The organism is Micrococcus sp. HOU01 (genome assembly GCF_035609305.1).
Classification (GTDB): domain Bacteria; phylum Actinomycetota; class Actinomycetes; order Actinomycetales; family Micrococcaceae; genus Micrococcus; species Micrococcus luteus.
The window spans coordinates 1,875,937-1,898,928 of record NZ_CP141211.1 but is presented as its reverse complement, the minus strand read 5'-3'; the positions used below and the strand labels follow the sequence as shown (position 1 = coordinate 1,898,928).

Annotated in this window: 17 protein-coding genes, 1 tRNA gene, 2 pseudogenes and 2 riboswitches; of the genes and pseudogenes, 11 read left to right on the top strand and 9 right to left on the bottom strand. The window is 74.2% G+C overall.

Annotated features, from left to right (window positions below; translation table 11 throughout):
* The first annotated feature begins 42 nt into the window (after positions 1 to 42).
* The gene (putP, locus tag SOY78_RS08690; RefSeq protein WP_036381715.1) at positions 43 to 1,677 is read left to right on the top strand and encodes a sodium/proline symporter PutP; all 1,635 of its coding nucleotides are present in this window, start codon (positions 43 to 45) and stop codon (positions 1,675 to 1,677) included.
* 247 nt (positions 1,678 to 1,924) lie between these two features.
* Here putP and SOY78_RS08685 read toward each other — a convergent pair.
* The 7 genes and pseudogenes from SOY78_RS08685 to SOY78_RS08655 all read right to left on the bottom strand — a co-directional run bounded on the left by SOY78_RS08685 (position 1,925) and on the right by SOY78_RS08655 (position 10,490).
* Positions 1,925 to 3,341, bottom strand: a pseudogene (locus SOY78_RS08685) (NAD-dependent succinate-semialdehyde dehydrogenase).
* 63 nt (positions 3,342 to 3,404) lie between these two features.
* Complete coding sequence (locus SOY78_RS08680) at positions 3,405 to 4,154, bottom strand: DNA-3-methyladenine glycosylase I (RefSeq protein ID WP_141842609.1); 750 nt, start codon at positions 4,152 to 4,154, stop codon at positions 3,405 to 3,407.
* Positions 4,155 to 4,259: 105 nt separating this feature from the next.
* Entirely contained in the window at positions 4,260 to 4,931 is a 672-nt protein-coding gene (locus SOY78_RS08675) for an ABC transporter ATP-binding protein (RefSeq protein WP_036381706.1), read from the bottom strand.
* Positions 4,931 to 6,055, bottom strand: a complete 1,125-nt coding sequence (locus tag SOY78_RS08670; RefSeq protein WP_036381703.1) for a hypothetical protein — start codon at positions 6,053 to 6,055, stop codon at positions 4,931 to 4,933. The genes SOY78_RS08675 and SOY78_RS08670 overlap by 1 nt, the downstream gene beginning before the upstream one ends.
* An 8-nt stretch (positions 6,056 to 6,063) precedes the next feature.
* On the bottom strand, positions 6,064 to 6,984 hold the full coding sequence (locus SOY78_RS08665; RefSeq protein ID WP_036381796.1) for a hypothetical protein: 921 nt from the start codon (positions 6,982 to 6,984) through the stop codon (positions 6,064 to 6,066).
* A gap of 370 nt (positions 6,985 to 7,354) precedes the next feature.
* Complete coding sequence (gene thiC / locus SOY78_RS08660) at positions 7,355 to 9,160, bottom strand: phosphomethylpyrimidine synthase ThiC (RefSeq protein WP_036341386.1); 1,806 nt, start codon at positions 9,158 to 9,160, stop codon at positions 7,355 to 7,357.
* Positions 9,157 to 9,271, bottom strand: a riboswitch (TPP riboswitch). (Overlaps the previous gene by 4 nt.)
* Positions 9,272 to 9,332: 61 nt before the next feature.
* Positions 9,333 to 10,490 (bottom strand): membrane protein, encoded by a 1,158-nt coding sequence (locus tag SOY78_RS08655; protein WP_036381700.1) that lies wholly within the window; start codon positions 10,488 to 10,490, stop codon positions 9,333 to 9,335.
* Between the two features lie 73 nt (positions 10,491 to 10,563).
* On the opposite strand from SOY78_RS08655, the gene thiD reads away from it, so the two are divergent.
* A complete protein-coding gene (gene thiD, locus SOY78_RS08650; RefSeq protein WP_324701440.1) occupies positions 10,564 to 11,418 on the top strand; it encodes a bifunctional hydroxymethylpyrimidine kinase/phosphomethylpyrimidine kinase in 855 nt (284 codons plus the stop codon).
* Positions 11,419 to 11,614: 196 nt separating this feature from the next.
* Here the strand turns inward: thiD and SOY78_RS08645 are convergent.
* Positions 11,615 to 11,687: transfer RNA gene (locus SOY78_RS08645), tRNA-Arg, on the bottom strand.
* Positions 11,688 to 11,773: 86 nt separating this feature from the next.
* Positions 11,774 to 12,517, bottom strand: a complete 744-nt coding sequence (gene thiE, locus SOY78_RS08640; RefSeq protein ID WP_036316591.1) for a thiamine phosphate synthase — start codon at positions 12,515 to 12,517, stop codon at positions 11,774 to 11,776.
* Positions 12,518 to 12,538: 21 nt separating this feature from the next.
* Positions 12,539 to 12,669, top strand: a riboswitch (TPP riboswitch).
* Here thiE and SOY78_RS08635 point away from each other — a divergent pair.
* The 9 genes and pseudogenes from SOY78_RS08635 (at position 12,663) to thrB (ending at position 22,922) form a co-directional block, all read left to right on the top strand.
* Entirely contained in the window at positions 12,663 to 13,832 is a 1,170-nt protein-coding gene (locus SOY78_RS08635) for an FAD-dependent oxidoreductase (protein ID WP_324701439.1), read from the top strand. (Overlaps the previous riboswitch by 7 nt.)
* Complete coding sequence (thiS, locus tag SOY78_RS08630) at positions 13,829 to 14,071, top strand: sulfur carrier protein ThiS (RefSeq protein WP_041105270.1); 243 nt, start codon at positions 13,829 to 13,831, stop codon at positions 14,069 to 14,071. Before SOY78_RS08635 ends, thiS begins: the two co-directional genes overlap by 4 nt.
* Before the next feature lie 3 nt (positions 14,072 to 14,074).
* Entirely contained in the window at positions 14,075 to 14,893 is an 819-nt protein-coding gene (locus tag SOY78_RS08625; protein ID WP_324701438.1) for a thiazole synthase, read from the top strand.
* Positions 14,890 to 15,603: pseudogene (locus tag SOY78_RS08620) on the top strand (HesA/MoeB/ThiF family protein); the annotation flags it as partial. The gene SOY78_RS08625 and the pseudogene SOY78_RS08620, both read left to right, overlap by 4 nt.
* A gap of 600 nt (positions 15,604 to 16,203) precedes the next feature.
* Positions 16,204 to 17,874 (top strand): arginine--tRNA ligase, encoded by a 1,671-nt coding sequence (gene argS, locus SOY78_RS08615; RefSeq protein ID WP_324701933.1) that lies wholly within the window; start codon positions 16,204 to 16,206, stop codon positions 17,872 to 17,874.
* 8 nt (positions 17,875 to 17,882) lie between these two features.
* Positions 17,883 to 19,355, top strand: coding sequence for a diaminopimelate decarboxylase (gene lysA / locus SOY78_RS08610; RefSeq protein ID WP_324701437.1), 1,473 nt, complete (start codon positions 17,883 to 17,885; stop codon positions 19,353 to 19,355).
* A 171-nt stretch (positions 19,356 to 19,526) separates the two neighbouring features.
* Positions 19,527 to 20,849, top strand: a complete 1,323-nt coding sequence (locus tag SOY78_RS08605) for a homoserine dehydrogenase (protein ID WP_036382199.1) — start codon at positions 19,527 to 19,529, stop codon at positions 20,847 to 20,849.
* Between the two features lie 3 nt (positions 20,850 to 20,852).
* Complete coding sequence (gene thrC, locus SOY78_RS08600) at positions 20,853 to 21,965, top strand: threonine synthase (protein ID WP_036382197.1); 1,113 nt, start codon at positions 20,853 to 20,855, stop codon at positions 21,963 to 21,965.
* Between the two features lie 3 nt (positions 21,966 to 21,968).
* Positions 21,969 to 22,922, top strand: coding sequence for a homoserine kinase (gene thrB / locus SOY78_RS08595; protein ID WP_036382195.1), 954 nt, complete (start codon positions 21,969 to 21,971; stop codon positions 22,920 to 22,922).
* Positions 22,923 to 22,992 lie beyond the last annotated feature (70 nt).

Here is a 22,992-nt window from a genome sequence, read left to right as displayed (position 1 = left end):
TGGGACTGGGGCTGAGAGTTCGAATGTGATTCTCTGGAGCCCATGGACACGAACACCGTCTCCCTGTTAGCGGCGATCGGCCTCTATTTCCTCGCGATGATCGCGATCGGCCTGTACGCCTCCCGCAAGAACACCGACCTCGACGACTACATGCTCGCCGGACGCGACATGAAGCCGTCCGTCGCGGCGCTCTCCGCGGGTGCGTCCGACATGTCCGGCTGGCTCCTGATGGGCCTGCCCGGCGCGATCTACGCCGCGGGCCTGGTCGAGGGCTGGATGGCGGTCGGCCTGACCGTGGGCGCGTGGGTGAACTGGCGCGTGGTCGCCCCCCGCCTGCGCTCCTACACCGAGGTGGCCGGGAACTCGATCACGATCCCGTCCTTCCTCGAGAACCGGTTCAAGGACCGCACGCACATCCTGCGGATCGTGGCCGGCCTGATCATCCTCGTGTTCTTCACCTTCTACGTCTCCTCGGGCATGGTGGCCGGCGGCAAGTTCGTCGAGTCGACCTTCGGCCCCGAGTCCTTCTACGCCCAGGGCATCAGCATCAACTACCTCACCGGCATGCTCGTGGTCGCGGGCATCACGGTGCTCTACACCCTGTTCGGCGGCTTCCTCGGCGCCTCGCTGACGGACGTGGCCCAGGGCGTCCTCATGTTCCTCTCGCTGCTGGCCGTCCCCATCGTCGTGATCCTGACCATGGGAGGCTGGGACGCCGTCGTCGAGGGCATCCGCGCCGCCGACGCCGCCGGCGGCGGAGTGAACCACTTCTCGATGTTCGAGAACGCCACGCTGATCGGCGTCCTGTCCTCCCTCGCCTGGGGCCTGGGCTACTTCGGCCAGCCGCACATCATCGTCCGCTTCATGGCCCTGCGCACCCCGCACGACGCGGCCGTCGCCCGGCGCGTCGGCATCGGCTGGATGGCGCTGTCCGTGTTCGGCGCCGTGATGGTCGCCCTCGTCGGCATCGCCTACTTCCAGGCCAACCCCGGCACCACGCTCGAGGACCCGGAGACCGTGTTCCTGGTGCTGGCCTCGATCATGTTCCACCCGTTCGTGGCCGGCCTGGTGCTGGCCGCCGTCCTCGCCGCGATCATGTCCACGCTCTCCTCGCAGCTGATCGTGTGCTCCTCCGCCCTGGTGGAGGACCTCTACATGCTGCGCGGGCGCACCGGTTCCCCGACGTTCACCCTGTGGCTCGGCCGCATCGGCGTGCTGGTGGTGGCGCTCGTGGCGGGTCTGCTCGCCCTCAACCCGGACTCCTCCGTGCTCGAGCTCGTCTCCTTCGCGTGGGCCGGCTTCGGCGCCGCCTTCGGCCCTGTGATCTTGCTCGCCCTGTACTGGCCGCGGTTCACCTCGTGGGGGGCGATGGCCGCCATGGTCACCGGCGCCGCCGTCGCCTGGGTGTGGTCCGAGGCCAGTGCCGAGACGTGGGAGTGGTTCGGCCTGTACGAGCTGCTGCCGGGCTTCGTCGCCGCCTTCGTGGTGGGTGTGGTGGTGTCCCTCGTGACCCAGCGCTCGCGCCGGGTGCAGCGGCGGATCGACGCCGAGTTCACCGGCGCGATCGACATCGTGGCCGGCCGCGAGCCGCACCCGGACGTGGCCCCGGCCGCCATGACGCGCGACGCCGCCGGGGGCTCGACCGCAGCCGCCACGGATCCGCGCGCGCAGGCGTGAGGCTCTTCCTCGCGATCCGTCCGCCGAGGGCCGTGCTCGACCACCTCGAGCCGGCCCTCGACGGCGTCCGGGACCGGGCCGGGGGTCTGCCACCGCACGCTCTGGGTGGGCGGGCCCCGACGAACAGAGTGGTCACGACGTGCCGTCACCGGACTCCGGTGACGGCATGTCGTGACCACTCTGTGTGCCTCAGGCGGCCGACGGGCCGGCCGGAGCGGTGGACCCGCCCGGCCGACCCGGCCCGGGGTCAGCCCTCTAGGGGGCCCTGCACCGCGTACAGGCGCTTGTTGGCGAACTCGTCCACGGCCATGGGGCCGAGCTCGCGGCCGAAGCCCGAGCGCTTCACGCCGCCGAAGGGCAGGTTCGCGCCGGCGGCGGAGGCGAGGTTCACGTTCGCCATCCCCACCTCGAGCTGGTCGGCCACGCGCTTGGCCTCGTCCAGGTCCGTGGAGAACACGGCGCCGCCGAGACCGTACTGGGAGTCGTTGGCCAGCGCCACGGCCTCCTCGGCCGAGGACACCTTGTAGACCACGGCGGCCATGCCGAACAGCTCCTGCGTGTAGGCGGGGTTCTCCTGGTCCACGTCCGTGATCACGGCCGGGGAGACGTAGAAGCCCTCGCCCTCCGGGCCGGAGACGCGCTCGCCGCCCACGTGGACGGTGGCGCCGGCCTCCTTGGCCGCGGCGATCTGCTCGGTGAGCCCGTCGGCCGCGGACTCGGAGGACAGCGGGCCGTAGACGTCGGCGTCGCGCGAGGTCGGGTCGCCGGGCTTCATCGCCGAGGAGCGCTGGACCAGCTTCATCCACGAAGTCGTCGTAGATGTCCTCCATGACGATCATGCGCTTGTTCGAGTTGCAGGCCTGGCCCCAGTTGCCCATCCGGGTGGCCAGTGCGTCGCGGGCGGCGGCGCGGGCGTCCGGCGCGGAGAGCACGATGTACGGATCGGAGCCGCCGAGCTCGAGCACAACCTTCTTGAGGTGCAGGCCGGCCTGCTCGGCGACGGTGGCGCCGGCCCGCTCCGAACCGGTGAGGGACACGCCCTGCACGCGCGGATCGGCGATGATCGTGGAGATCTGGTCGTGGGTGGCGAACACGTTCTGGTACACGCCCTCCGGGAGCCCGGCTTCGGTGAAGAGCTCTTCCAGCAGCTGCGCCACCTGCGGGTTGATCTCGGCGTGCTTGAGCAGGATGGTGTTGCCCAGCACGAGGTTCGGCGCCACGAAACGGGCCACCTGGTACACCGGGAAGTTCCACGGCATGATCCCCAGCAGCGGGCCGAGCGGCAGCCGCTGGATGAACGCCTCCTGCCCGGAGAACTGCTTGATCCGCTGGTCCGCGAGCAGCTCCTCGGCCTCGTCCGCGTAGTACCCGAAGATCTGGGCGCCGTAGCGCACCTCGCCGACTGCCGCGCCGAGGGACTTGCCCATCTCCGTGGTGATCAGCGCGGCGATGTCCTTGGAGCGCTCGGCCAGCAGCTCGGAGATCCGCTTCACGACGGCGGCGCGCTCGGCCACCGACTTCCGGGACCACTGCTCGTACGCGGCCTGCGAGGCGTCGAGGGCGTCGGCGATCTGCTGATCCGTGGCGTTGTCGAAGGACTTCAGCAGCTCCCCGGTGGCCGGGTTGATCGTGCGGTAGCCCTGAGAGGCGGAGGTGGTGGTCATCAGTCGTCACCCTTTCGTGTGGACGTCCTGCGTTGAGCTCCCCATCCTGCCGGAGGCCCCCGCTCACTCCCAGATCCCGGACGCCCCTCTTCGCCAGGAGCCGAGAAGGTGGGTGTCCACGATCCCGGCGGCCTCCATCAGGGCGAAGCACGTGGTCGGCCCCACGAATCGGCAGCCGTGCGCCTTCAGCGCCCTCGCGAGCGCGCGCGACTCGTCCGAGGTCGAGGGGACCTGCGCCACCGTCTCCGGCCGTGGGGTCGCGGCAGGCTGGTGCGCCCAGACCAGCCCCGGCAGACCGCGGACCGGCCGGTCGCCGTCGCCGTGCCAGGCGGGGCCCGCGCCGGGGGAGCCCGGGTGCAGCGGGGCGAACCGCTCACCGCGCATCCCGACGACGGCCTGCGCGTTCGCGATCGCCGCCTCGATCTTGCGCCGGTTCCGGATGATGCCGGGGTCCGCCAGCAGCGCCTCGACCTCCGCGTCCCCGAACGCCGCGACGGCGTCCGCGTCGAAGCCCGCGAACACCTCCCGGAACCGGGGCCGCTTGGCCAGGACGGTCCGCCAGCTCAGGCCCGACTGGAACGCCTCGAGGACGAGGCGCTCGAACAGGCCCCGCTCGTCCGTGACGGGCAGGCCCCACTCCGTGTCGTAGTACTCCCGCAGCAGCGGATCCCGTGCCGCCCACGGCGGGCGGGCCCGCCCGTCCTCACCCACGACGACGCCACTCGGCGGCGCCTGTCGCCCGTCGGCCGGTGGATCCTCGGCGAGGGTGGAGACGGGGGCGGGGAGGCCGTCGTCGGCGTGGTGCGCGCTCATGCATCCGAGCCTAGGAGCGGCCCCGGACATCCGGAACCGGAACGCGACGCCCGGGGACGCCACGCCGTCTGCGGACACCTGTGCAGGAGGCACGGCCGGACCTCGTCACTCGAGCCGCCCGGCCCGCAGCCGCCACGTGTGGTCGCACCGGGCCGCCACGGCGGGGTCATGCGTCACGATCACGATCGCCCGCTCCGGCTGGGACATGGAGCGGAAGAGCCCCATCACCTCGTCGGTGCGCTCCTCGTCCAGGGCGCCCGTCGGCTCGTCGGCGAGCAGCAGGGAGGGCCCCATGATCACGGCCCGGGCGATGGCCACGCGCTGGCGCTCGCCGCCGGAGAGTCGGCCGACGGGGTGGTGGAGACGGTCTCCGAGCCCGAGCCGCGTCAGAAGCTCGGCGGCCATGTCGCGACGCTCGCGCTTCGCCGGGCGCGGCCGCGCGTAGAGCAGCGGCAGGGCCGCGTTGTCCATGGCGGTCGCCCGATCGATGAGCAGATGGTCCTGGAGCACGATGCCGCACGTCCGGTTCCGGTAGGCGTCGCCGTCGGACGACCACGGTGCCGGCAGGCTCCGCCCAGCCACACGGATGCTGCCGGCGTCCGGTGTGTCAAGGCAGGCGAGGAGCCGCAGCAGGGTGGACTTGCCGGACCCGGAGGGTCCCATGATCGCGTGGACGCCGCCCTCGGGGACCTGGAGTGAGACGCCTCGGAGCACGGGGACATCCCCGGCGGGGCCGCGGTAGGAGCGGTGCACGTCGTGCACGGTGAGCAGGGACATCACACGGTCCTTTCGACGAGTGCCGCCGTGCGGACGGCCCGGTGCAGCCGGCGGAGGGGATGACGGGTGCACGCAGCGGCGATCGCCAAGACGACCGCCAGCCCGACCACGACGACGGCAGGCGCCGGACGCAGTCCGCCCGCTTCCGAGGCGATGCCGAGGCCGAGCAACGATCCGAGCACGGCCGGAATGCCCCATACCGCGGCCACGGATGTGGCGATCCGGAGCCGGATCAGTCGTCTGGGCGCCCCGACCGTCAGGTGCGCCAGCCACGCGGGCGTGAGTCGACGGGTCATGGTCGTCAGGAGGCTCACCACCGTCACGACGGCGCTGGCAAGCCCGGCGGTGTAGGCGGTGACCATGAGCGCGGCACCGCGGGCTTCTCGGGCGATCGGAGACCTGGCCGAGGCGATCGGGGCCAACTCGGCGACCACGCCCGTCTCGTCCTCGAGGACGTCGAGTGCCGCTCTCACCTCGGAGGCCGCGTCCTGGCGTGCCACGACGGAACCGTAGACCGCCGCGAGCTGGGCCGGTTCGATCAGGCCGGCCATGGTCGTGGTGCTGGTGACGATGACGGGCGACTCACCCAGGGGCCAGAGGGATCCGTCGGCCCGCGGCGCGGCCGCGTCCCCGGGGAGTGGGCCGGCATAGCTGTGGGGTGTGGACCCCACATACACGGTGCCGCCCGGCCCCCCGGAGGTGATCGCGGCGGGAGCGAAGTACACGCCCTCGGCGGGACTGACGGCAGCGGCAGCGCCGAACTCCCGGGCCAGACCAGGCGTGGCGATGACCGCCCCCTGCAGCCGGGGGTCCTCGATTCCGATGGCGTCCGTCACGAGAAAGGCACGGGGGTCGACTCCGTCGACATGGGCGGCGAACGCCCGGGAGACGGTGTCGACGGCGCGGGGGCGGAGGTCGGTCGTGACGGCGGGGTCCAGAATCCTGGCTGTCACCAGGCCCGACGACTCGGCGTCCTCGAGCACCTCGAGCGCCGTGGTCACCCCGCCGGCGACGCCCAGGGCCAGTCCGAACACGACCGACGCCACGGTCGTGTGCAGCAGGGACAGGAACAGCAGTCCGGGCGTGTCGAACAGGTCGCGGAGGCCGTCCGCAACGGCCCGCATGGCTGCCATCATGCGTGTGCCCTTCGGACCCAGAGGGTGGACAGGGTCGTGCTGAGGATGAGGATGGCGTCCACGACGAGCACGGCGGACCAGAGGAGAGCGGTGCCCCCCGTGAGCCCGATCTCCGCGTCCCACCGGGGCCATGCCACGAGCCAGACTCCGCCGGCACTCGCGGCGGCGGTCGCCCAGGCGAGCATGGCGGGCCGGACACCGAGCCGGGCCGCTCGCAGCGGGGAGGCACCGACGAGGCGGTGCGAGGTGACGGCAGGGAGCAGTCGACTGCGCAGGGTCGTGCGCCAGACGACCTGTGCGCCCAGCAGGGCGAAGCCGGCGATCACGGCGAGCAGGGGCACGTGGACACTGCGTCGCATCGCTGCCTCCCACGGCGGCGGGAGCGGGACGACGTCGACGACGACACCGGCCCGCCGCAGCGATTGGACGAGCTCGTCGACCTGGGCCGGTGAGCCGCCGATCACGCCGGCAAGGGACGAACTGTCGGTGGAGAGGAACGGGACCAGGAGGTCTGCTTCGGTGGCGCGATCCGGCGCGGAGGAGAGGTCTCGGACGACGACCCGATCGACGTCCGGCCAGCTCAGTTCGCCCGCAGCGGCACGTGCGGCAAAGGGGGAGGTGCTGGGGACGACCGCGGTCGGGGCGACGCCATCCGGGAGCACGTCCAGAGCAGGTCGGCCGGCGAGGGCAGTCACGTGGGGGCTCGTGGACGTGGCCGCAGAGCCGGAGTCCGGTCCCGTCAGCGACGTCCGGATCATGGGCCAGGCCTCGCCAGCGGGGAATGCCGAGATCTCGTACACCGTGCCGTCCATGCGCCAGCGTTCCTCCTTCTCCACCCCGACGTAGGACGCGAGGAGCGCTGCTGTTCCGAGCGTGATCAGGAGAAGGAGGAATCTCGAGACGAGCATCCGGGTCATCACGGCTGGCCCGAGGAGAGCTGAGCGGCTGGATGATGCCTCACCTGGGAAGCGCCCCTGGGGTGCGGACCGGCGGGGTCATGTCGACTTTCACGTCATATTCCATCCACTCAATTCCTGTGGGCGAATGGGACACGCATCACAGGGGCCTGACGGAATAGTGAGCCCAGTGTGTGTGTGAGTCAAGAGGCATCACCACTCGATCGACCACCGAGCGCACTGCCCCGTCCGTGGGGCCGCGCCTTCGCCGTCCCGGAGGGCCTTGTCCTGGCGATCGCGTCATGACCTGGTGGCGGCCCTCAGGTCATGACGCGATCGTCAGGTGGCGCAGGGGCGGGCCATCCCGCCCCACCTCACCCCGCGTCCGGCCTCAGGCGTCCGAGGCGGTGCGGATCGTCGGCTCGGGCAGGTACACGGACCCGCCGGCGGCCCGGAACTCCGCGGACTTCGCGGCCATGCCGGCCTCGGCGATCCGCGCCTGCTCGGACGCGCCGCCGAACTCGCTGCGGATGTCCTGGCTGATGCGCATGGAGCAGAACTTCGGCCCGCACATCGAGCAGAAGTGGGCGGTCTTGGCGGGCTCGGCCGGCAGCGTCTCGTCGTGGTACTCCTCGGCGAGCTGCGGATCCAGGCCGAGGCCGAACTGGTCGCGCCAGCGGAACTCGAAGCGCGCCTTGGACAGCGCGTCATCGCGGTCGCGGGCGCCGGGGTGGCCCTTGGCGACGTCGGCGGCGTGCGCGGCGATCTTGTAGGTGATCACGCCCGTCTTCACGTCGTCCCGGTCCGGCAGGCCCAGGTGCTCCTTGGGCGTGACATAGCAGAGCATCGCGGTGCCGTAGCGGGCGATCTCGGTGGCGCCGATGGCCGAGGTGATGTGGTCGTACGCCGGGGCGATGTCCGTGACGAGGGGGCCGAGCGTGTAGAACGGGGCGCCCTTGCACAGCTCCTGCTGGCGCTCCACGTTCTCCCGCACCAGGTGCAGCGGGATGTGGCCGGGGCCCTCCACCATGACCTGGACGTCGTACGCCCACGCCCGCTCCGTCAGCTCGGCGAGCGTGTCGAGCTCGGCGAACTGGGCGGCGTCGTTGGCGTCCGCCACGGAGCCCGGCCGCAGGCCGTCGCCCAGGGAGAACGCGACGTCGTAGCGCGCGAAGATCTCGCAGAGCTCGTCGTAGTTCTCGTAGAGGAAGTTCTCCTTGTGGTGGCCCAGGCACCAGCCGGCCATGATCGAGCCGCCGCGGGAGACGATGCCGGTCACGCGGTCCGCGGACAGCGGCACGTGGCGCAGCAGCACGCCGGCGTGCACGGTCATGTAGTCCACGCCCTGCTCGCACTGCTCGATCACGGTGTCGCGGAAGATCTCCCAGGTCAGGGCCTGGTGGTCGCCGCCGACCTTCTCGAGGGCCTGGTAGATCGGCACGGTGCCGATCGGCACGGGGGAGTTGCGCAGGATCCACTCGCGGGTGGTGTGGATGTCGTCGCCCGTGGACAGGTCCATCACGGTGTCCGCGCCCCAGCGGGTGGCCCACTGCAGCTTCGAGACCTCCTCGGCGATCGACGACGTCACCGCCGAGTTGCCGATGTTCGCGTTGACCTTCACGGCGAACGCCTTGCCGATGATCATCGGCTCCGACTCGGGGTGGTTCACGTTCGCCGGGATGATGGCGCGGCCGGCCGCGACCTCGGAGCGCACCAGCTCCACGTCCACGCCCTCGCGCAGGGCGACGTAGCGCATCTCCGGGGTGATCTCGCCGCGCCGGGCGTAGTGCATCTGGGTGACGCGCGCGCCCTCCTTGGCGCGCAGCGGGGGGCGGCGCTCGCCGGCCCACTCCTGTGAGGCGGCGCCGCGGCGCACGGCCGAGCGGCCGTCGTCGAGCAGGTCGCGCTCGCGGCCCTCGTACTCCTCGACGTCGCCGCGGGCGCGGATCCACTCGGCGCGCTGGGCCGGCAGGCCGCGCTCGGGCACGGAGCCCGGGCCCATGGTGCGGTAGACGGTCAGGGGCGCGTTGGGCGTGCCGTCGGGGGAGTCGTCCTGGTGGACCTCGGTGACGGGCACGCGGATGCCGTGCTCGGCGTCCTCGAGCCATCCCAGACGGTGCGTGGGGTAGTTCTCCTCGGCGACGACCTCGGCCGTCGACTCGGCTGCGGGCAGGGGGGTGCGCTCGGAAACGGACATGGCCGCGGCTCCTTCTTCCTTCGCCGGAATGACCCGGACAGGTTCAGACGGTCTCCGGGCGGCGTCAGCCCGGTCTCAGCCCCGTGCCGTGGGGCTCCCGTGGGATGCGAGCGACCCTAGCACGTCCCCCGCGGCGCCTCACCGTCCGCCGTCCGGCCATGCGGCGGGACGTTCAGGCGCGCGCCGCGCGGGCCGCCCGGCGGCGCACCGTGGTGCGCTCGACGATCCACGTCACGACCAGCATCACGATGATGACAATGCCGGCGTAGCCGAGGACGGGGTAGACGGTGCCCACGAGGTCGGAGAAGCCGACGCTCGAGAGCAGGGTGGCGGCCAGGGCCGTGACGACGGCGATGACCCAGCCCGGCACGCGGCGCATCGAGGACAGCAGGGCGATGCGCTCCACCCCGCCGTACAGGCACGAGACCGCCGTCGTGAACTGCGCCAGCAGCAGGACGACCGTGTACAGCAGGGCGGCCCAGCCGCCGATCATCGCGGCCAGCTCGACCATGGGCAGCTCGGCGCGGCCGATCAGCTGGGCGTGGGCGGTCATCGCGGCCATCACCGCGCCGGCCATCACCACGAGGCCCAGGGCCCCGAGCCCGGCCCCGGCGACGAGGGAGCGGCCCGACGAGGAGCTCTCCTCGCCGATCGGGGCGAGCACCGCGTAGGCCAGCTGGATGTTGAAGGCCACGTACAGCACACCCGAGAGCCACCACTGGTTGATCAGCGGGGACGAGGTCACGAGCGCGGCGACGTCGTCCACCGCGGCCCCCGGGTTCACCAACCCCCACACCGCGACGCCGACGGCGACCACGATGATCAGGGGGACCACCACGGCCTGGACGCGCACGAGGCCCGTGATGCCGGCCAGCACCGAGACCACGCAGACGGCGGCCATCACCAGCGAGCCCACGAGCGAGGGCAGCCCGAACGCGGTGTGCACCGCCGCCCCGGCCCCGGCCAGCATGATCACCAGCGTCCCCAGCAGGGACGTGGTGATGCACAGGTCCGCGAACCAGGTGGGCACGCGCGAGGTCGTGGGGTTCACGATCCGGTGGATGTCCGTGGTCCGCAGCTTCTGCGCCAGCCGCAGCACGATCACCGCGAGCAGGAAGAACAGCGCGCCGGCGATCACGAGCGCCCCCGTGCCGCCCCAGAGGCCGAAGCTCACGAAGTACTGCAGGATCTCGTTGCCCGAGGCGTACCCGGCGCCGATGGTGGTGCCGATGAACGTGGCGGCGATCCCGAACGGGGAGGTCGGCCGCAGCGGCGCCGACTCCTCGGCTCGGCCGGGGTGCGCGGGGGAGCTCTCTGTGACGTGGGACATGCGACTACATTCTCATGGGCGGGATCGGCCCGGCCCGGGCGGCCGATCCGCCCCGACCCGAAGGAGCCCCCGCATGACCCCCGCCGTCCCCCGTGTGCTCAGCATCGCCGGCTCCGACTCCGGCGGCGGCGCCGGTGTCCAGGCCGACCTGAAGACCATCGCCGCGTGGAGCGGCTACGGGATGACCGCGATCACCGCGATCACCGCCCAGAACACGCAGGGCGTGCAGGCCGTCCACCCGCTGCCGGTGGACGTGGTGCGCGCCCAGCTCGACTCGGTCGCCGCCGACATCGCCGTGGACGCCGTGAAGATCGGCATGCTCGGCACGGTGGAGCTCATGCGGGCTGTCGCCGGCTGGCTCGAGGAGACCCGACCCGCCGTCGTCGTGCTGGACCCGGTCATGGTGGCCTCGAGCGGTGACGCCCTCACCGCGGTGGGCGACGACGACGGGCGCGCCGCGTGGGCCCGGCTGCTGCGGGTGGCGCACCTGGTGACACCCAACCTGCCCGAGCTGGCCCGGCTGACCGGGCGGGACGCGACGGACTGGGACGCCGCCCTCGACGCGGCGCGGGGCCTGGCCGCCGAGCACGGGGTGACGGTGCTGCTCAAGGGCGGGCACCTGGACGAGACCGAGGCGCCCGAGGCCGCAGCGGCGGAGGTGCCGGACGCCGTCGTGCGCGTGGGCGGGGCCGTGCACGAGGTGCGCGGCCCGCGCGTGACGACCCGCGCCTCGCACGGCACCGGCTGCACCCTCTCCTCGGCCCTGGCCACGCTGGCCGGGGCGGGCCTGAGCTGGGACGACGCACTCGAGCGGGCCAAGCCGTGGCTGGCCGACGCGATGCGGGCGGGGGAGGCGCTCGCGGTCGGGGACGCCTCGCGGCCGACGTGGCACGGGCCCGTCGACCACGGTCATGCGCAGCGGGGCTGAGGGCGGGACCTCCGGGCTTCGACACGTTCGAGGCGGGAAATCCGGCGAATACGCACCTCGGGACGTCCTATGAGGTCGATTTCCCGCCTCGAATGCCGGTGACCCGGACCTCCCGCTCCGCTCGAGCGTCCGGGTCCGCAGAACGCAGAAGAGCCGGACCACCGTGTCGCCACGGGGGTCCGGCTCTGTTCGCTCGTGCCCCCGGCAGGATTCGAACCTGCGGCCTTCTGCTCCGGAGGCAGACGCTCTATCCCCTGAGCTACGGAGGCGGGGGTCGCGACGCGTCGAGCGCGTTGCGGACTCGTCGACTCTACACCATCAGGACGGCCCGTCCGTGACCTCCCCGCGGGGCGCGTCAGCCGGGCAGGCCCGCGCGCAGGGTCCGGGCCGCGGCCTCGGGGTCCTCGGCCTGCGTCACGGCGCGGACCACCACGATCCGTTCCGCCCCGGCCGCGCGGACCTCGGGCAGCCGGTCCGCGTCGACGCCGCCGATGGCGAACCACGGCCGCGCCCCCGCCGGGTCCTCCGCGTCCAGGCGTGCGGCGAGGGTCGGCAGTTCCAGTCCGACGGCGGCCCGGCCCGGCTTCGTGGGCGTCGCCCACACCGGCCCCGTGCAGAAGTAGTCCAGGCCGTCCTCCGCGCGGGCGCCGCGCACCTGCGCCTCGGTGTGGCACGAGCGGCCGAGCACCACGTCCGGGCCCAGCAGGGCGCGGCACTGCGCGGTGGTCAGGTCGGTCTGGCCCGTGTGGAACACGTCCACCCCGGCCAGGGCGGCGACGTCGGCGCGGTCGTTGGCGGCCGAGAGCGCCCCGTGCTCCCGGGCCAGCGGGACGAGCGTGGCGAACGCGGCCAGCTCGACCGCCACGTCCACGGCCTTGTCCCGCACCTGGATCACGTCTACTCCGCCGCGGAACGCCGCCGCGCAGAAGTCGGCGAACGCGGCCGTGTCGAGCGTGCCGTCCGGGCGCAGGAACCGCTGCAGGTCGGTGCAGACGTACAGCCGGGAGGCGGCGAGGCGGGCGCGGCGGCGCGCGCCGGGGCCGGTGCCGCCGTCGTCGCGGCCGGCCGCGGTCATCAGGAGCGGATCGGGGGAGTGCATGCGCCCACTGTGGCAGACTGGCCGCTGTTCCATGGGAGCCCGGGCCGCACACGCCGGGCTGAGAGGGCCGCAGGGGCGCACCGCGCCGGCGCGGCCGACCATCACCACTCGATGCGGGTCATGCCGCCGTGAGGAGGACCGGTCCGTGCACGTGGCCGTCGTCGGGGCCGGGATCATCGGCCTCACCGCCGCCGTGCGTCTGCGTGCCGCAGGCCACGCCGTCACCCTGATCGCCCCCGAGCTGGACGCCGCCGGGCGCCCGCACGCCGTGGCCGGGGCCACCCACGCCGCGGCGGGGATGCTCGCGCCGCTCGCCGAGACCCAGTTCAGCCAGGACGACCTCGCCCCGCTGCTGCAGGCCGGCTGGGAGGCCTACCCGGCCCTCGTGGACCTGCTCGCCGCCTTCACCGATGTGGAGACGGGCTTCCTCGCACAGGGCGCCTGGATCGTGGCCGCGGACCCCTCGGACGCCCGCGCCTGGGACCACGTGCTCGAGCACGCCTCGATCCTCGGTCGCCGGGTCGAGCCCGTCTCCGTCCGCGCGCTGCGCCGCGCCGAGCCCGCCCTGGCCCCGGGCCTGGCCGCCGGCTTCGACGCCCCGGACAACCATCAGGTGGACCCGCGACGGCTCGCCGCCGCCTGCGTCGCCGCCCTGCGCGCCGAGACCGGACCCGACGGCGGCCCGCTCCCGGTCGGCGCCGGACCCGCCGCCCGGTTCGTGGCCGGACGCGTCACCGCCGCCGGCCCGGAGGGCGAGGGGGTGCGCCTCACGCTGGCCGACGGGGGCGTCCTCACCGCCGACGGCGCGGTCCTCGCCGCGGGCCTGGGCCACCGCGGGATCGGCGGCGCGGCCACCGCCGTCGAGGTCCCGCTGCGCCCCGTCCACGGCGACGTGCTGCGTCTGCGGGTGCGCCCCGAGCAGCTGCTGCCGGGGGAGTCGCACCTGATCACCCGCACCGTCCGCGGCCTCGTCCACGGGCGCCAGGTCTACCTCGTGCCCCGCGCGGACGGCACCCTCGTGGTCGGCGCCTCGGCCCGCGAGGACGGCCTGGCCGGCACCTCCGCCGGGGCCGTGCTGGACCTGCTCGCCGACGCCGCCGCGATCCTGCCCGCCGTCCGCGAGTGCGAGCTGGTCGAGATCACCACCGCCGCCCGCCCCGGCACCCCCGACGACGCCCCGCGCGTGCTCGCCGTGCCCGAGGCTCCGGGCGCCGTCGTCGCCACCGGCTTCCACCGTCACGGGATCCTGCTCGCCCCCTGGGCGGCCGGGCGGATCCTCGAGCTGCTGCACGCCCGCCTGAAGGAGATCGCATGAGCACCCTCCCCCTGACCCTCAACGGAGAGCCCGCCGAGCTGGCCGTGGCCACCGTCCGCGACGTCGTCGCGCACGTCACCGGGCGCGCGATCGGCGAGGACGGCGCCGCCGCGGATGGGCGGCGGCTCGGCGTGGCCGTGGCGGTCGGCGGCGAGGTCGTGCCCCGGTCGGCCTGGGCCACCCGGGAGCTGGCCGCCGGGGACGAGGTCGACGTCGTCACCGCGGTGCAGGGGGGCTGAGCGATGGCCGAGCACCGCACCCCGCCCGCCGCCCCCGCGATCCCGCCGCTGCGGATCGGCGGCTACAACCTGGCCTCCCGGCTCATCATGGGCACGGGCGGCATCACCGACCTGACCGCCCTCGAGGGCGCCCTCGTCGCCTCCGGCACCACGCTCACCACCGTGGCGCTGCGCCGCTGGTCCGCGGACACCCGTGACGGCCTGGTCGCGCTGCTGGACCGCCTCGGCATCGACGTGCTGCCCAACACCGCCGGCTGCTACACCGCCCGGGACGCCGTGCTCACCGCCCGGCTCGGCCGGGAGGCGCTCGAGACCGACCTCGTGAAGGTCGAGGTCATCGCCGATGAGCGCACCCTGCTGCCCGACGTCGTCGAGACCCTCGAGGCCACCGAGCGGCTCGCCGCCGACGGCTTCACCGTCCTGGCCTACACCTCGGACAACCCCGCCATGGCGCTGCGCCTCGAGCAGGCCGGCGCCGCCGCCGTCATGCCGCTGGGCTCGCCGATCGGCTCGGGGCTGGGCATCCTCAACCGCGCACACCTGGAGCTGATCGTCTCCCGCGCCTCCGTGCCGATCGTGCTCGACGCCGGCGTGGGCACCGCCTCGGACGTCGCCCTGGCGATGGAGGCCGGCTGCGACGCCGTGCTCGCCGCCTCGGCGATCACGCGCGCCGCCGAGCCCGCCCGCATGGCCCACGCGTGCCGGCTCGCGCTCGAGGCGGGCTTCCACGCCCGCCGTGCCGGGCGCATCCCGCGCCGCGAGCACGCCCTGGCCTCCTCGCCGATGGCCGGGCGGGTCACGGCCGAGGAGGACGAGCGGTGACCGCCGCCCTGGACCCCGCCGCCCGCGAGCCCCGCGACCTCACCGCGCTGTCCGACACCCAGCTGGAGCGCTTCGCCCGCCACCTGAGCCTGGACGGCTTCGGCCCCGAGGCCCAGCTGGCGCTGCTGCGCTCCCGCGTCCTCGTGGTCGGCGCCGGCGGCCTCGGGGCGCCCGTGCTGACCTACCTCGCCGCCGCGGGCGTGGGGGAGGTCCACGTGATCGACGACGACATGGTGGACCGCTCCAACCTGCACCGCCAGGTGATCCACGCCGAGGCGGACCTCGGCCGCCCCAAGACCGCCTCCGCCGCCGCGACGATGCGCGGCCTGCACCCCGAGGTGCGCGTGGTCGAGCACCGCGAACGCCTGACCGCGGCCAACGCGCTCGAGCGGGTCGGTGCCGTGGACCTCGTGCTCGACGGCACGGACAACTACGCGACCCGCTACCTCGTGGCCGACGCGTGCGAGATCGCGGGCGTGCCCGTGGTGTGGGGCGCGATCCTGCGGTTCGCGGGGCAGGTGAGCGTGTTCGCCCCGGGCGGGCCGCTGTACCGGGACGTGTTCCCGGAGCGGCCCGAACCCGGCGAGGTGCCCTCGTGCGCGCAGGCCGGGGTGCTCGGGGTGCTGCCCGGGATCATCGGCTCCCTCATGGCGGCGGAGGCGATCAAGCTGCTCTCCGGGGTGGGCGAGCCCCTGGTCGGGCGGCTGCTCTCCGTGGACGCCCTGACGATGCGCTTCCGTGAGCTGCGGCTCGTGGCCGACCCCGAGCGGACCCCCGTGACGGACCTGTCCGCCCACGCGGCCCAGGCCCCCCGCCCGGACGACGCCGGCGCCCCCGGCTCGGTGGTGGCCTGCGGCGCCGCGGGCGGGGAGATCGACCCCGCCGCGCTGGCCGCCCTGCTCGCCGACCCCGCCCGGGCCGCGTCCCTCACCCTGCTCGACGTCCGCGAGGACTTGGAGCGCCCGGCTGCGCCGGGTCGAGGCCCCCGCGGCGGTGGCCGATCGGCACGTCCCGCTCGAGGCCGTCCTCGCGGAGCCGGCGGCCCACGCGCCCGGGCCGGACCGCGTCCTGGTGGTCTACTGCGCCGCCGGAGCCCGCTCGGCCCGGGCGCGGGACGCCGTCGTCGGGGCCGACCCGAGCGCAGGCGGGCGCGTCCTGTCCCTCGCCGGCGGCCTCGCCGCCTGGCCCGCCTGACCCCCCCACCCCGACGAACCCTGCGAGATGGCCCCCACCGCGGGCCGGAGGGGGCCATCTCGCAGGGTTCGTTCGCACGCGCACGGGCGCGGCGGCCCTTCCGTAGACTTGCGCGGGTGAAGCCCGAAGACCTCTCCGCCCTGCTGTCCGCTGTCCTCACCGACGCCGTCGATGCCGGTGACCTCCCCGCCGCGCTGCGGGAGGAGATCACCCCCGCGCGCGTGAAGGTGGAGCGACCCCGCAGCCGCGAGCACGGCGACTGGGCCACCAACGTCGCCCTCCAGCTGGGCAAGAAGGCCGGGATGGCCCCGCGCGACCTCGCCGGGCTCGTGGCCGAGCGCCTGACCGACAAGCCGGGCATCGCCGCCGTCGACGTCGCCGGCCCCGGCTTCCTCAACGTCACCCTGGACGCGGCCTCGGCCGGCGCCCTGGCCCGCGAGATCGTCGAGGCCGGCCCGGAGTACGGCCGCAACGACGCCCTGGCCGGGCACACCGTGAACATGGAGTTCGTCTCCGCCAACCCCACCGGCCCGCTGCACATCGGCCACACCCGCTGGGCCGCGCTGGGCGATGCGATCGCCCGCCTGCTGCGCGCCTCGGGGGCGGACGTCACCGCCGAGTACTACGTCAACGACGCCGGCAACCAGATGAACGTGTTCGCCGACTCGGTCCTCGCCCGCCTGCACGGCCGCGACGTCCCCGCGGGCGGCTACCCGGGCGCGTACGTGCAGGAGCTGGCCGACGCCGTCGCCCTCGAGCACCCGGACGTGCGCGAGCTGACGGACGAGGCCGCCCGCCCGGTGGTCCGCGAGGCCGCGTACCGGCTCCAGATGCAGGACATCAAGGACACGCTCGCCGCCTTCGACGTGCACTTCGACGTGTTCACCTCGGAGCAGACGCTCCACGACTCCGGCGCGATCGAACAGGCCGTGCAGCGGCTGCGCGAACAGGGCCACATCGAGGACCGCGAGGGCGCCGTGTGGCTCAAGACCACCGACTTCGGCGACGACAAGGACCGCGTGCTCATCCGCGCCAACGGCGAGCCCACCTACTTCGCCGCCGACGCCGCCTACTACCTCCACAAGCGCGACCGCGGCTTCGAGGAGAAGGTGTACCTGCTCGGCGCCGACCACCACGGCTACGTGAACCGCCTCAAGGCGATCGCCGCCGCCGCCGGCGACAACCCGGCGACGAACATCGAGATTCTCATCGGCCAGCTCATCTCGGTCAACGGCGCGAAGCTCTCCAAGCGCGCCGGCAACATCATCGAGCTCAAGGACCTCGTGGAGTGGCTCGGCCGCGACGCCCTGCGCTACGACCTGGCCCGCTACCCCGCGGACTCGCCCCTGACGATCGACCCCGAGCTGCTGCGCTCCGCCACGAACGACAACCCCGTCTACTACGTGCAGTACGCCCACGCCCGCGCCTCGGGCGCGGCGCGCACCGCGCAGGCCCACGGCGTGGACCGCTCCGAGTTCGACGCCGCCCTGCTCGCCCACGCCACCGAGTCGGAGCTGCTGGCCCAGCTGGCGGAGTTCCCGGCCGTCGTCGGCGCGGCGGCGCGCCTGCGCGAGCCGCACCGCGTGGCCCGCCACCTCGAGGTGATCGCCGGGGCCTACCACTCCTGGTACGCCGCCTGCCGCATCGTGCCCATGCCCACCGACGACGGCACGCCGCGTCCCGTCGAGACCCTCAACCGCACCCGCCTGTGGCTCAACGACGCCACCGCCCAGGTGCTGGCCAACGGTCTCGGCCTGCTCGGCGTGACCGCCCCGGAGAAGATGTGAGCGCCCGGATGACGACGCCGCAGCCCGCCCCCGCCTCCCCGCTCGCCCCCGCCTGGCTCCCCGCGCCGGGGGACCCGGACGCGCTCGTGCCCGGCCTGTGGGCCGCCGGCGTGGGCCGTGCCGCCGACGGCGAGCTCACCGTCCAGGGCCTGCGCGCGAGCGCGCTCGCCGCGGAGTTCGGCACGCCGCTGCTCGTGGTGGACGAGGACGACTTCCGCGCCCGCGCCCGCGCGTTCCGCGAGGGCTTCGACGCCGCGTTCGCCGACCTGTGCGGGGGAGCGGACGTCTACTACGCGGGCAAGTCCATGCTCACCCTCTCCACCGCCCGCTGGGCGGCCGAGGAGGGCCTGCGCGTGGACACCGCCTCCGGCGGCGAGCTGGCGATCGCGCTGGCCGCCGGCGTCGACCCGGCCCACATCGGCCTGCACGGCAACAACAAGTCGGACGCCGAGCTGCGCACCGCCCTCGAGGCGGGCGTGGGCCGGATCATCGTGGACTCGCTCGACGAGCTCGCCCACCTGGCCGCGCTCGCGGCCAAGGCCGGCCGCCGCGCCTCCGTGATGCTCCGGCTGACCCCGGGCGTGCACGCGCACACCCACGACTTCATCGCCACCGCGCACGAGGACCAGAAGTTCGGCCTCTCCCTGGCCCCGGCGTCCACCGACCGGGACGGCAACGTGGCCGGCCGCTCGCCGGCCGCCGTCGCCGTGGCCGCGGCCCTGGCGGCCGAGTCGATCGACCTGCTGGGCGTGCACTGCCACATCGGGTCCCAGATCTTCGAGGCCGAGGGCTTCGGGCTGGCGGCCGGACGCGTGCTCGAGTTCCTCGCCGAGGTCAAGGCCGAGCACGGGGTGGAGCTGGCTGAGCTCGACCTCGGCGGCGGCCACGGCATCGCCTACACGGCCGTGGACGAGCCGCGTCCGGCCGCGGAGATCGCCGACGCCCTCGCCGACGACGTCCAGAAGACCGTCGAGCGCCTCGGCCTGAGGTGTCCGCGGGTCTCGCTCGAGCCGGGGCGGGCCATCTCGGGCCCCGCGGGGCTGACCCTCTACACGGTCGGGGTGACCAAGACCGTGGACGCGGACGCCCCCGACGGCGGCACGGCGGCCCGCCGCTACGTCGCCGTGGACGGCGGCATGTCCGACAACCCGCGTCCCGTCCTCTACGACGCCGACTACACCGCCGTCTCCGCGCGCCGCACCTCGGAGGCCGAGCCGGTGCTCTCCCGCGTGGTGGGCAAGCACTGCGAGTCCGGCGACATCCTCGTCCGCGACGTGTACCTGCCGGCCGACCTGGGCCGCGGCGACCTGCTGGCCGTGCCGGCCACGGGCGCGTACACGCACGTGATGTCCTCGAACTACAACGCGCTGGCCCGCCCGGCCGTTGTCGCGGTCTCCGGCGGGCAGGCGCGGGTGATCATCCGTCGCGAGACGCAGGAGGACCTGTTCGCCCGCGAGGCCGATCCGCGCCTCGCCCGCTGAGGACGCGGGCGCGGCGCACCCGGCCGCCGGCCTCGAGCCCGGGTGGGTCCGTCCCGCTCTGCGGACACCGAGTGTCGCGCGGTGGGACGGGCCGGGGCGCCGCGCTAGATTCGAGGCCAGCCGGGCCGCGCGGTCGCGCGGGCCCGACCCCACCCTGGATCACGGAGGACCATGCCCCAGCACACCGACGCCCCCACCGCCCTCAAGGTCGCCCTGCTGGGCGGCGGGACCGTGGGGTCCCAGACCGCCCGGATCCTCACCGAGGACGCCGACATCCTGCGGGACCGCGTGGGCGCCGACCTCGAGCTCACGGGCATCGCGGTGCGGGACACGGGCGCGACGCGCGACTGGCAGGCGGACCCGGCGCTCTACACGACCGACGCCGAGGCGCTCGTGGATGGCGCGGACGTCGTCATCGAGCTGATGGGCGGCATCGAGCCGGCCCGCACCCTGATCCTGCGCGCCCTGGCCGCCGGCACGTCCGTGGTGACGGGCAACAAGGCGCTGCTGGCCCAGTACGGCGAGGAGCTGTACGCCGCGGCCGCCGCCACCGGCGCGCAGCTCAGCTTCGAGGCCGCCGTCGCCGGCGCCATCCCGATCCTGCGCCCGCTGCGCGACTCTCTGGGCGGCGACCGCGTCACCCGCGTGATGGGCATCGCCAACGGCACCACCAACTTCATCCTCGACCGGATGGACTCCGAGGGGGCGGACTTCGACGACGCCCTCGCCGAGGCCCAGCGGCTCGGCTACGCCGAGGCCGACCCGACCGCCGACGTCGAGGGCCACGACGCCGCCGCGAAGGCCGCGATCCTGGCGACCATCGCGTTCGGCGCGCCGTACACCCTGGACCAGGTGGCCGTCGCGGGCATCACCGCGATCACGGCCGAGGACAACGCCGCCGCCGCGGAGGCGGGCTACGTCATCAAGCTGCTGGCGATCGCCGAGCGCGGCCGCGCCGCCGACGGTGCCGAGGGCGCGGTCCTGCGCGTGCACCCCACCCTGCTGCCGCGGGAGCACCCGCTGGCCTCCGTGCGCGGGGCGTTCAACGCCGTCTTCGTGGAGGCCGACAACGCCGGCGAGCTCATGTTCTACGGTCCCGGCGCCGGCGGCGCCCCCACCGCGTCCGCGGTGATGGGCGACGTCGTCTCGATCGCCCAGCGCATCGTGCGCGGCGGCCCGGCGCGCCTGCGCACCCCCGTCACCGCCCTGCCCGCCCTGGACCCGGCCGAGGCCCACACCTCCTTCATGGTCGTGCTGCGCGCGGCGGACCAGCCCGGCGTGCTGCGCCGCGTCGCCGGGGTGTTCGAGGAGCACGGCGTCTCCATCGAGACGTTGCGTCAGGTCCCATCTGAGCGCGAGGACGCCCCCGGTGCGTCCCTGCGGCTGATCACCCACCGTGCGCGGCAGCGCGACCTCGACGCCACCGTCGGGGCGCTCGCCGCCCTGGACGTCGTCCACGAGGTGGCGTCCGTCCTCCGAGTCGAAGGGAACTGACCCATGGCCCACCAGTGGCGCGGCGTCGTCCGCGAGTACGCCGACCGCCTGCCCGTCACCGAGGACACGCGCGTGATCACCCTCGGTGAGGGCGGCACCCCGCTCATCCACGCCCCCCACCTCTCCGAGCTGGTGCAGGGCACCGTGCACGTGAAGTTCGAGGGCATGAACCCGACCGGCTCCTTCAAGGACCGCGGCATGACCATGGCGATCACCGCCGCCGTCGCGGACGGCGCGAAGGCCGTCGTCTGCGCGTCCACCGGCAACACGTCCGCCTCGGCGGCGGCCTACGCCGCGCAGGCCGGGATCACGTGCGCCGTGCTCGTGCCCGAGGGGAAGATCTCGATGGGCAAGATGTCCCAGGCCGTGGCCCACGGCGCGGAGATCCTCCAGGTGCAGGGCAACTTCGACGACTGCCTCGAGGTGGCCCGCAAGCTGGCCGAGAACTACCCCGTGTTCCTCGTGAACTCCGTCAACCCGGCCCGCATCGAGGGGCAGAAGACCGGCGCGTTCGAGGTCGTGGACACCCTCGGCGACGCCCCGGACTACCACCTGCTGCCCGTGGGCAACGCGGGCAACATCACCGCGTACTGGAAGGGCTACCGCGAGTACGCCGCCCCCTACGTGAACCCGCACGAGGGCGCCTCGGACGCCGAGCTGCCCGCGGTGGCCACGAAGACCCCCGTGATGTGGGGCTTCCAGGCCGCGGGCGCCGCCCCGATCGTCCAGGGCCACCCCGTGACCGACCCGGACACGATCGCCACCGCCATCCGGATCGGCAACCCGGCCTCGTGGGAGCAGGCCGAGGCCGCCCGCGACGAGTCCGGCGGGATGATCGACTCCGTCACGGACGAGGAGATCCTCGAGGCCCATCGCTGGCTCTCCGCGAAGGAGGGCGTGTTCGTCGAGCCCGCCTCCGCCGCCGGCGTCGCCGGGCTGCTCAAGCACCACGCCGCCGGGGACGTGCCGGCCGGCAAGAGCTGGGTCATCACCGTCACCGGCCACGGCCTCAAGGACCCGCAGTGGGCCCTGCGCGGCGCCGACGGCGCCGACGTGACCCCGCGCTCGGTGCCGTTCGACGTGGTCACCGTCGCCCAGGCGCTCGGCCTGAGCTGAGCCATGGCCGCACCGCAGTCGCTGGCGCCCGGGACCGCCGCGTCCGTCTCCGTCCCCGCCACCTCCGCCAATCTCGGCCCCGGCTTCGACTCGATGGGCCTGGCCCTGGCGCTGCGCGACGAGGTGACGCTCACGGTCGTGGCGGGCCCCGACGTCGCGGAGGTCGTGGGGGAGGGGGAGGCCACCCTGCCGCGGGACGGCGCGCACCTGATCCTGCGCCTGGCGCACGAGCACCTGCGGGACCGCGGGTTCACCGCGCCGGGGCTGCACCTGCGCGCCGTGAACCGGATCCCGCACGCCCGCGGGCTCGGCTCGTCCGCGGCCGCCGTCGTCGCGGCCTACGCCGCGGCCGAGGCCCTGCTGCCGGCCGCGCTGCGCCGGGCGCCCGCGGACCTGCTCGAGGCGGCCACCCGCTTCGAGGGGCACCCGGACAACGTCGCCCCCGCGCTCGTGGGTGGGGCCACCGTCTCCTGGACCCGTGACGACGTCCCCGGCCCGGCCACGGCGCGGCTGCGGCTGCACGAGCGCGTGGTGCCGGTGGTCGCGATCCCGGACACCGAGCTGTCCACCCACGTCGCCCGGGGCGTGCTGCCCGCCGAGGTGCCCCACGCCGTGGCGGCGGCCCAGGCCGGCCGTGCCGCGCTGCTCGTCCACGCGCTGGCGGAGGACCCCGCGCTGCTGCTGGCCGCCACGCGGGACTGGCTGCATCAGGAGCCGCGCGCCGTGGCCATGCCGGCCAGCGCCGCACTGGTCGCGGGGCTGCGCGAGCGCGGCCATGCCGCCGTCGTCTCCGGCGCGGGTCCCACGGTGCTCGCGCTGTGCGACGGCGTCCAGGCGGCCGAGCACGCCGCGGAGGCGGCGCGTGCTCTGACGGTGGACGGGGCGGCCGCCTGGCGCGTGCTGGTGCCGTGCGTGGCCGTGGACGGTGTTAGGGTGGAATCACTCCACCACGGCTGACCCCACCGCCTCGCGCGGCCCGGGTCTCCGGTGCCCGGGCCTGTGACGGCCGGACGCACCGTGCGCCGTC

Coding starts and splice junctions, on each gene's coding strand:
- putP (WP_036381715.1), top strand. CDS start 43: ATGGACACGAACACCGTCTCCCTGTTAGCGGCGATCGGCCTCTATTTC.
- SOY78_RS08680 (WP_141842609.1), bottom strand. CDS start 4,154: ATGAGCGCGCACCACGCCGACGACGGCCTCCCCGCCCCCGTCTCCACC.
- SOY78_RS08675 (WP_036381706.1), bottom strand. CDS start 4,931: ATGTCCCTGCTCACCGTGCACGACGTGCACCGCTCCTACCGCGGCCCC.
- SOY78_RS08670 (WP_036381703.1), bottom strand. CDS start 6,055: ATGCGGGCCGTTGCGGACGGCCTCCGCGACCTGTTCGACACGCCCGGA.
- SOY78_RS08665 (WP_036381796.1), bottom strand. CDS start 6,984: ATGACCCGGATGCTCGTCTCGAGATTCCTCCTTCTCCTGATCACGCTC.
- thiC (WP_036341386.1), bottom strand. CDS start 9,160: ATGTCCGTTTCCGAGCGCACCCCCCTGCCCGCAGCCGAGTCGACGGCC.
- SOY78_RS08655 (WP_036381700.1), bottom strand. CDS start 10,490: ATGTCCCACGTCACAGAGAGCTCCCCCGCGCACCCCGGCCGAGCCGAG.
- thiD (WP_324701440.1), top strand. CDS start 10,564: ATGACCCCCGCCGTCCCCCGTGTGCTCAGCATCGCCGGCTCCGACTCC.
- thiE (WP_036316591.1), bottom strand. CDS start 12,517: ATGCACTCCCCCGATCCGCTCCTGATGACCGCGGCCGGCCGCGACGAC.
- thiS (WP_041105270.1), top strand. CDS start 13,829: ATGAGCACCCTCCCCCTGACCCTCAACGGAGAGCCCGCCGAGCTGGCC.
- SOY78_RS08625 (WP_324701438.1), top strand. CDS start 14,075: ATGGCCGAGCACCGCACCCCGCCCGCCGCCCCCGCGATCCCGCCGCTG.
- lysA (WP_324701437.1), top strand. CDS start 17,883: ATGACGACGCCGCAGCCCGCCCCCGCCTCCCCGCTCGCCCCCGCCTGG.
- SOY78_RS08605 (WP_036382199.1), top strand. CDS start 19,527: ATGCCCCAGCACACCGACGCCCCCACCGCCCTCAAGGTCGCCCTGCTG.
- thrC (WP_036382197.1), top strand. CDS start 20,853: ATGGCCCACCAGTGGCGCGGCGTCGTCCGCGAGTACGCCGACCGCCTG.
- thrB (WP_036382195.1), top strand. CDS start 21,969: ATGGCCGCACCGCAGTCGCTGGCGCCCGGGACCGCCGCGTCCGTCTCC.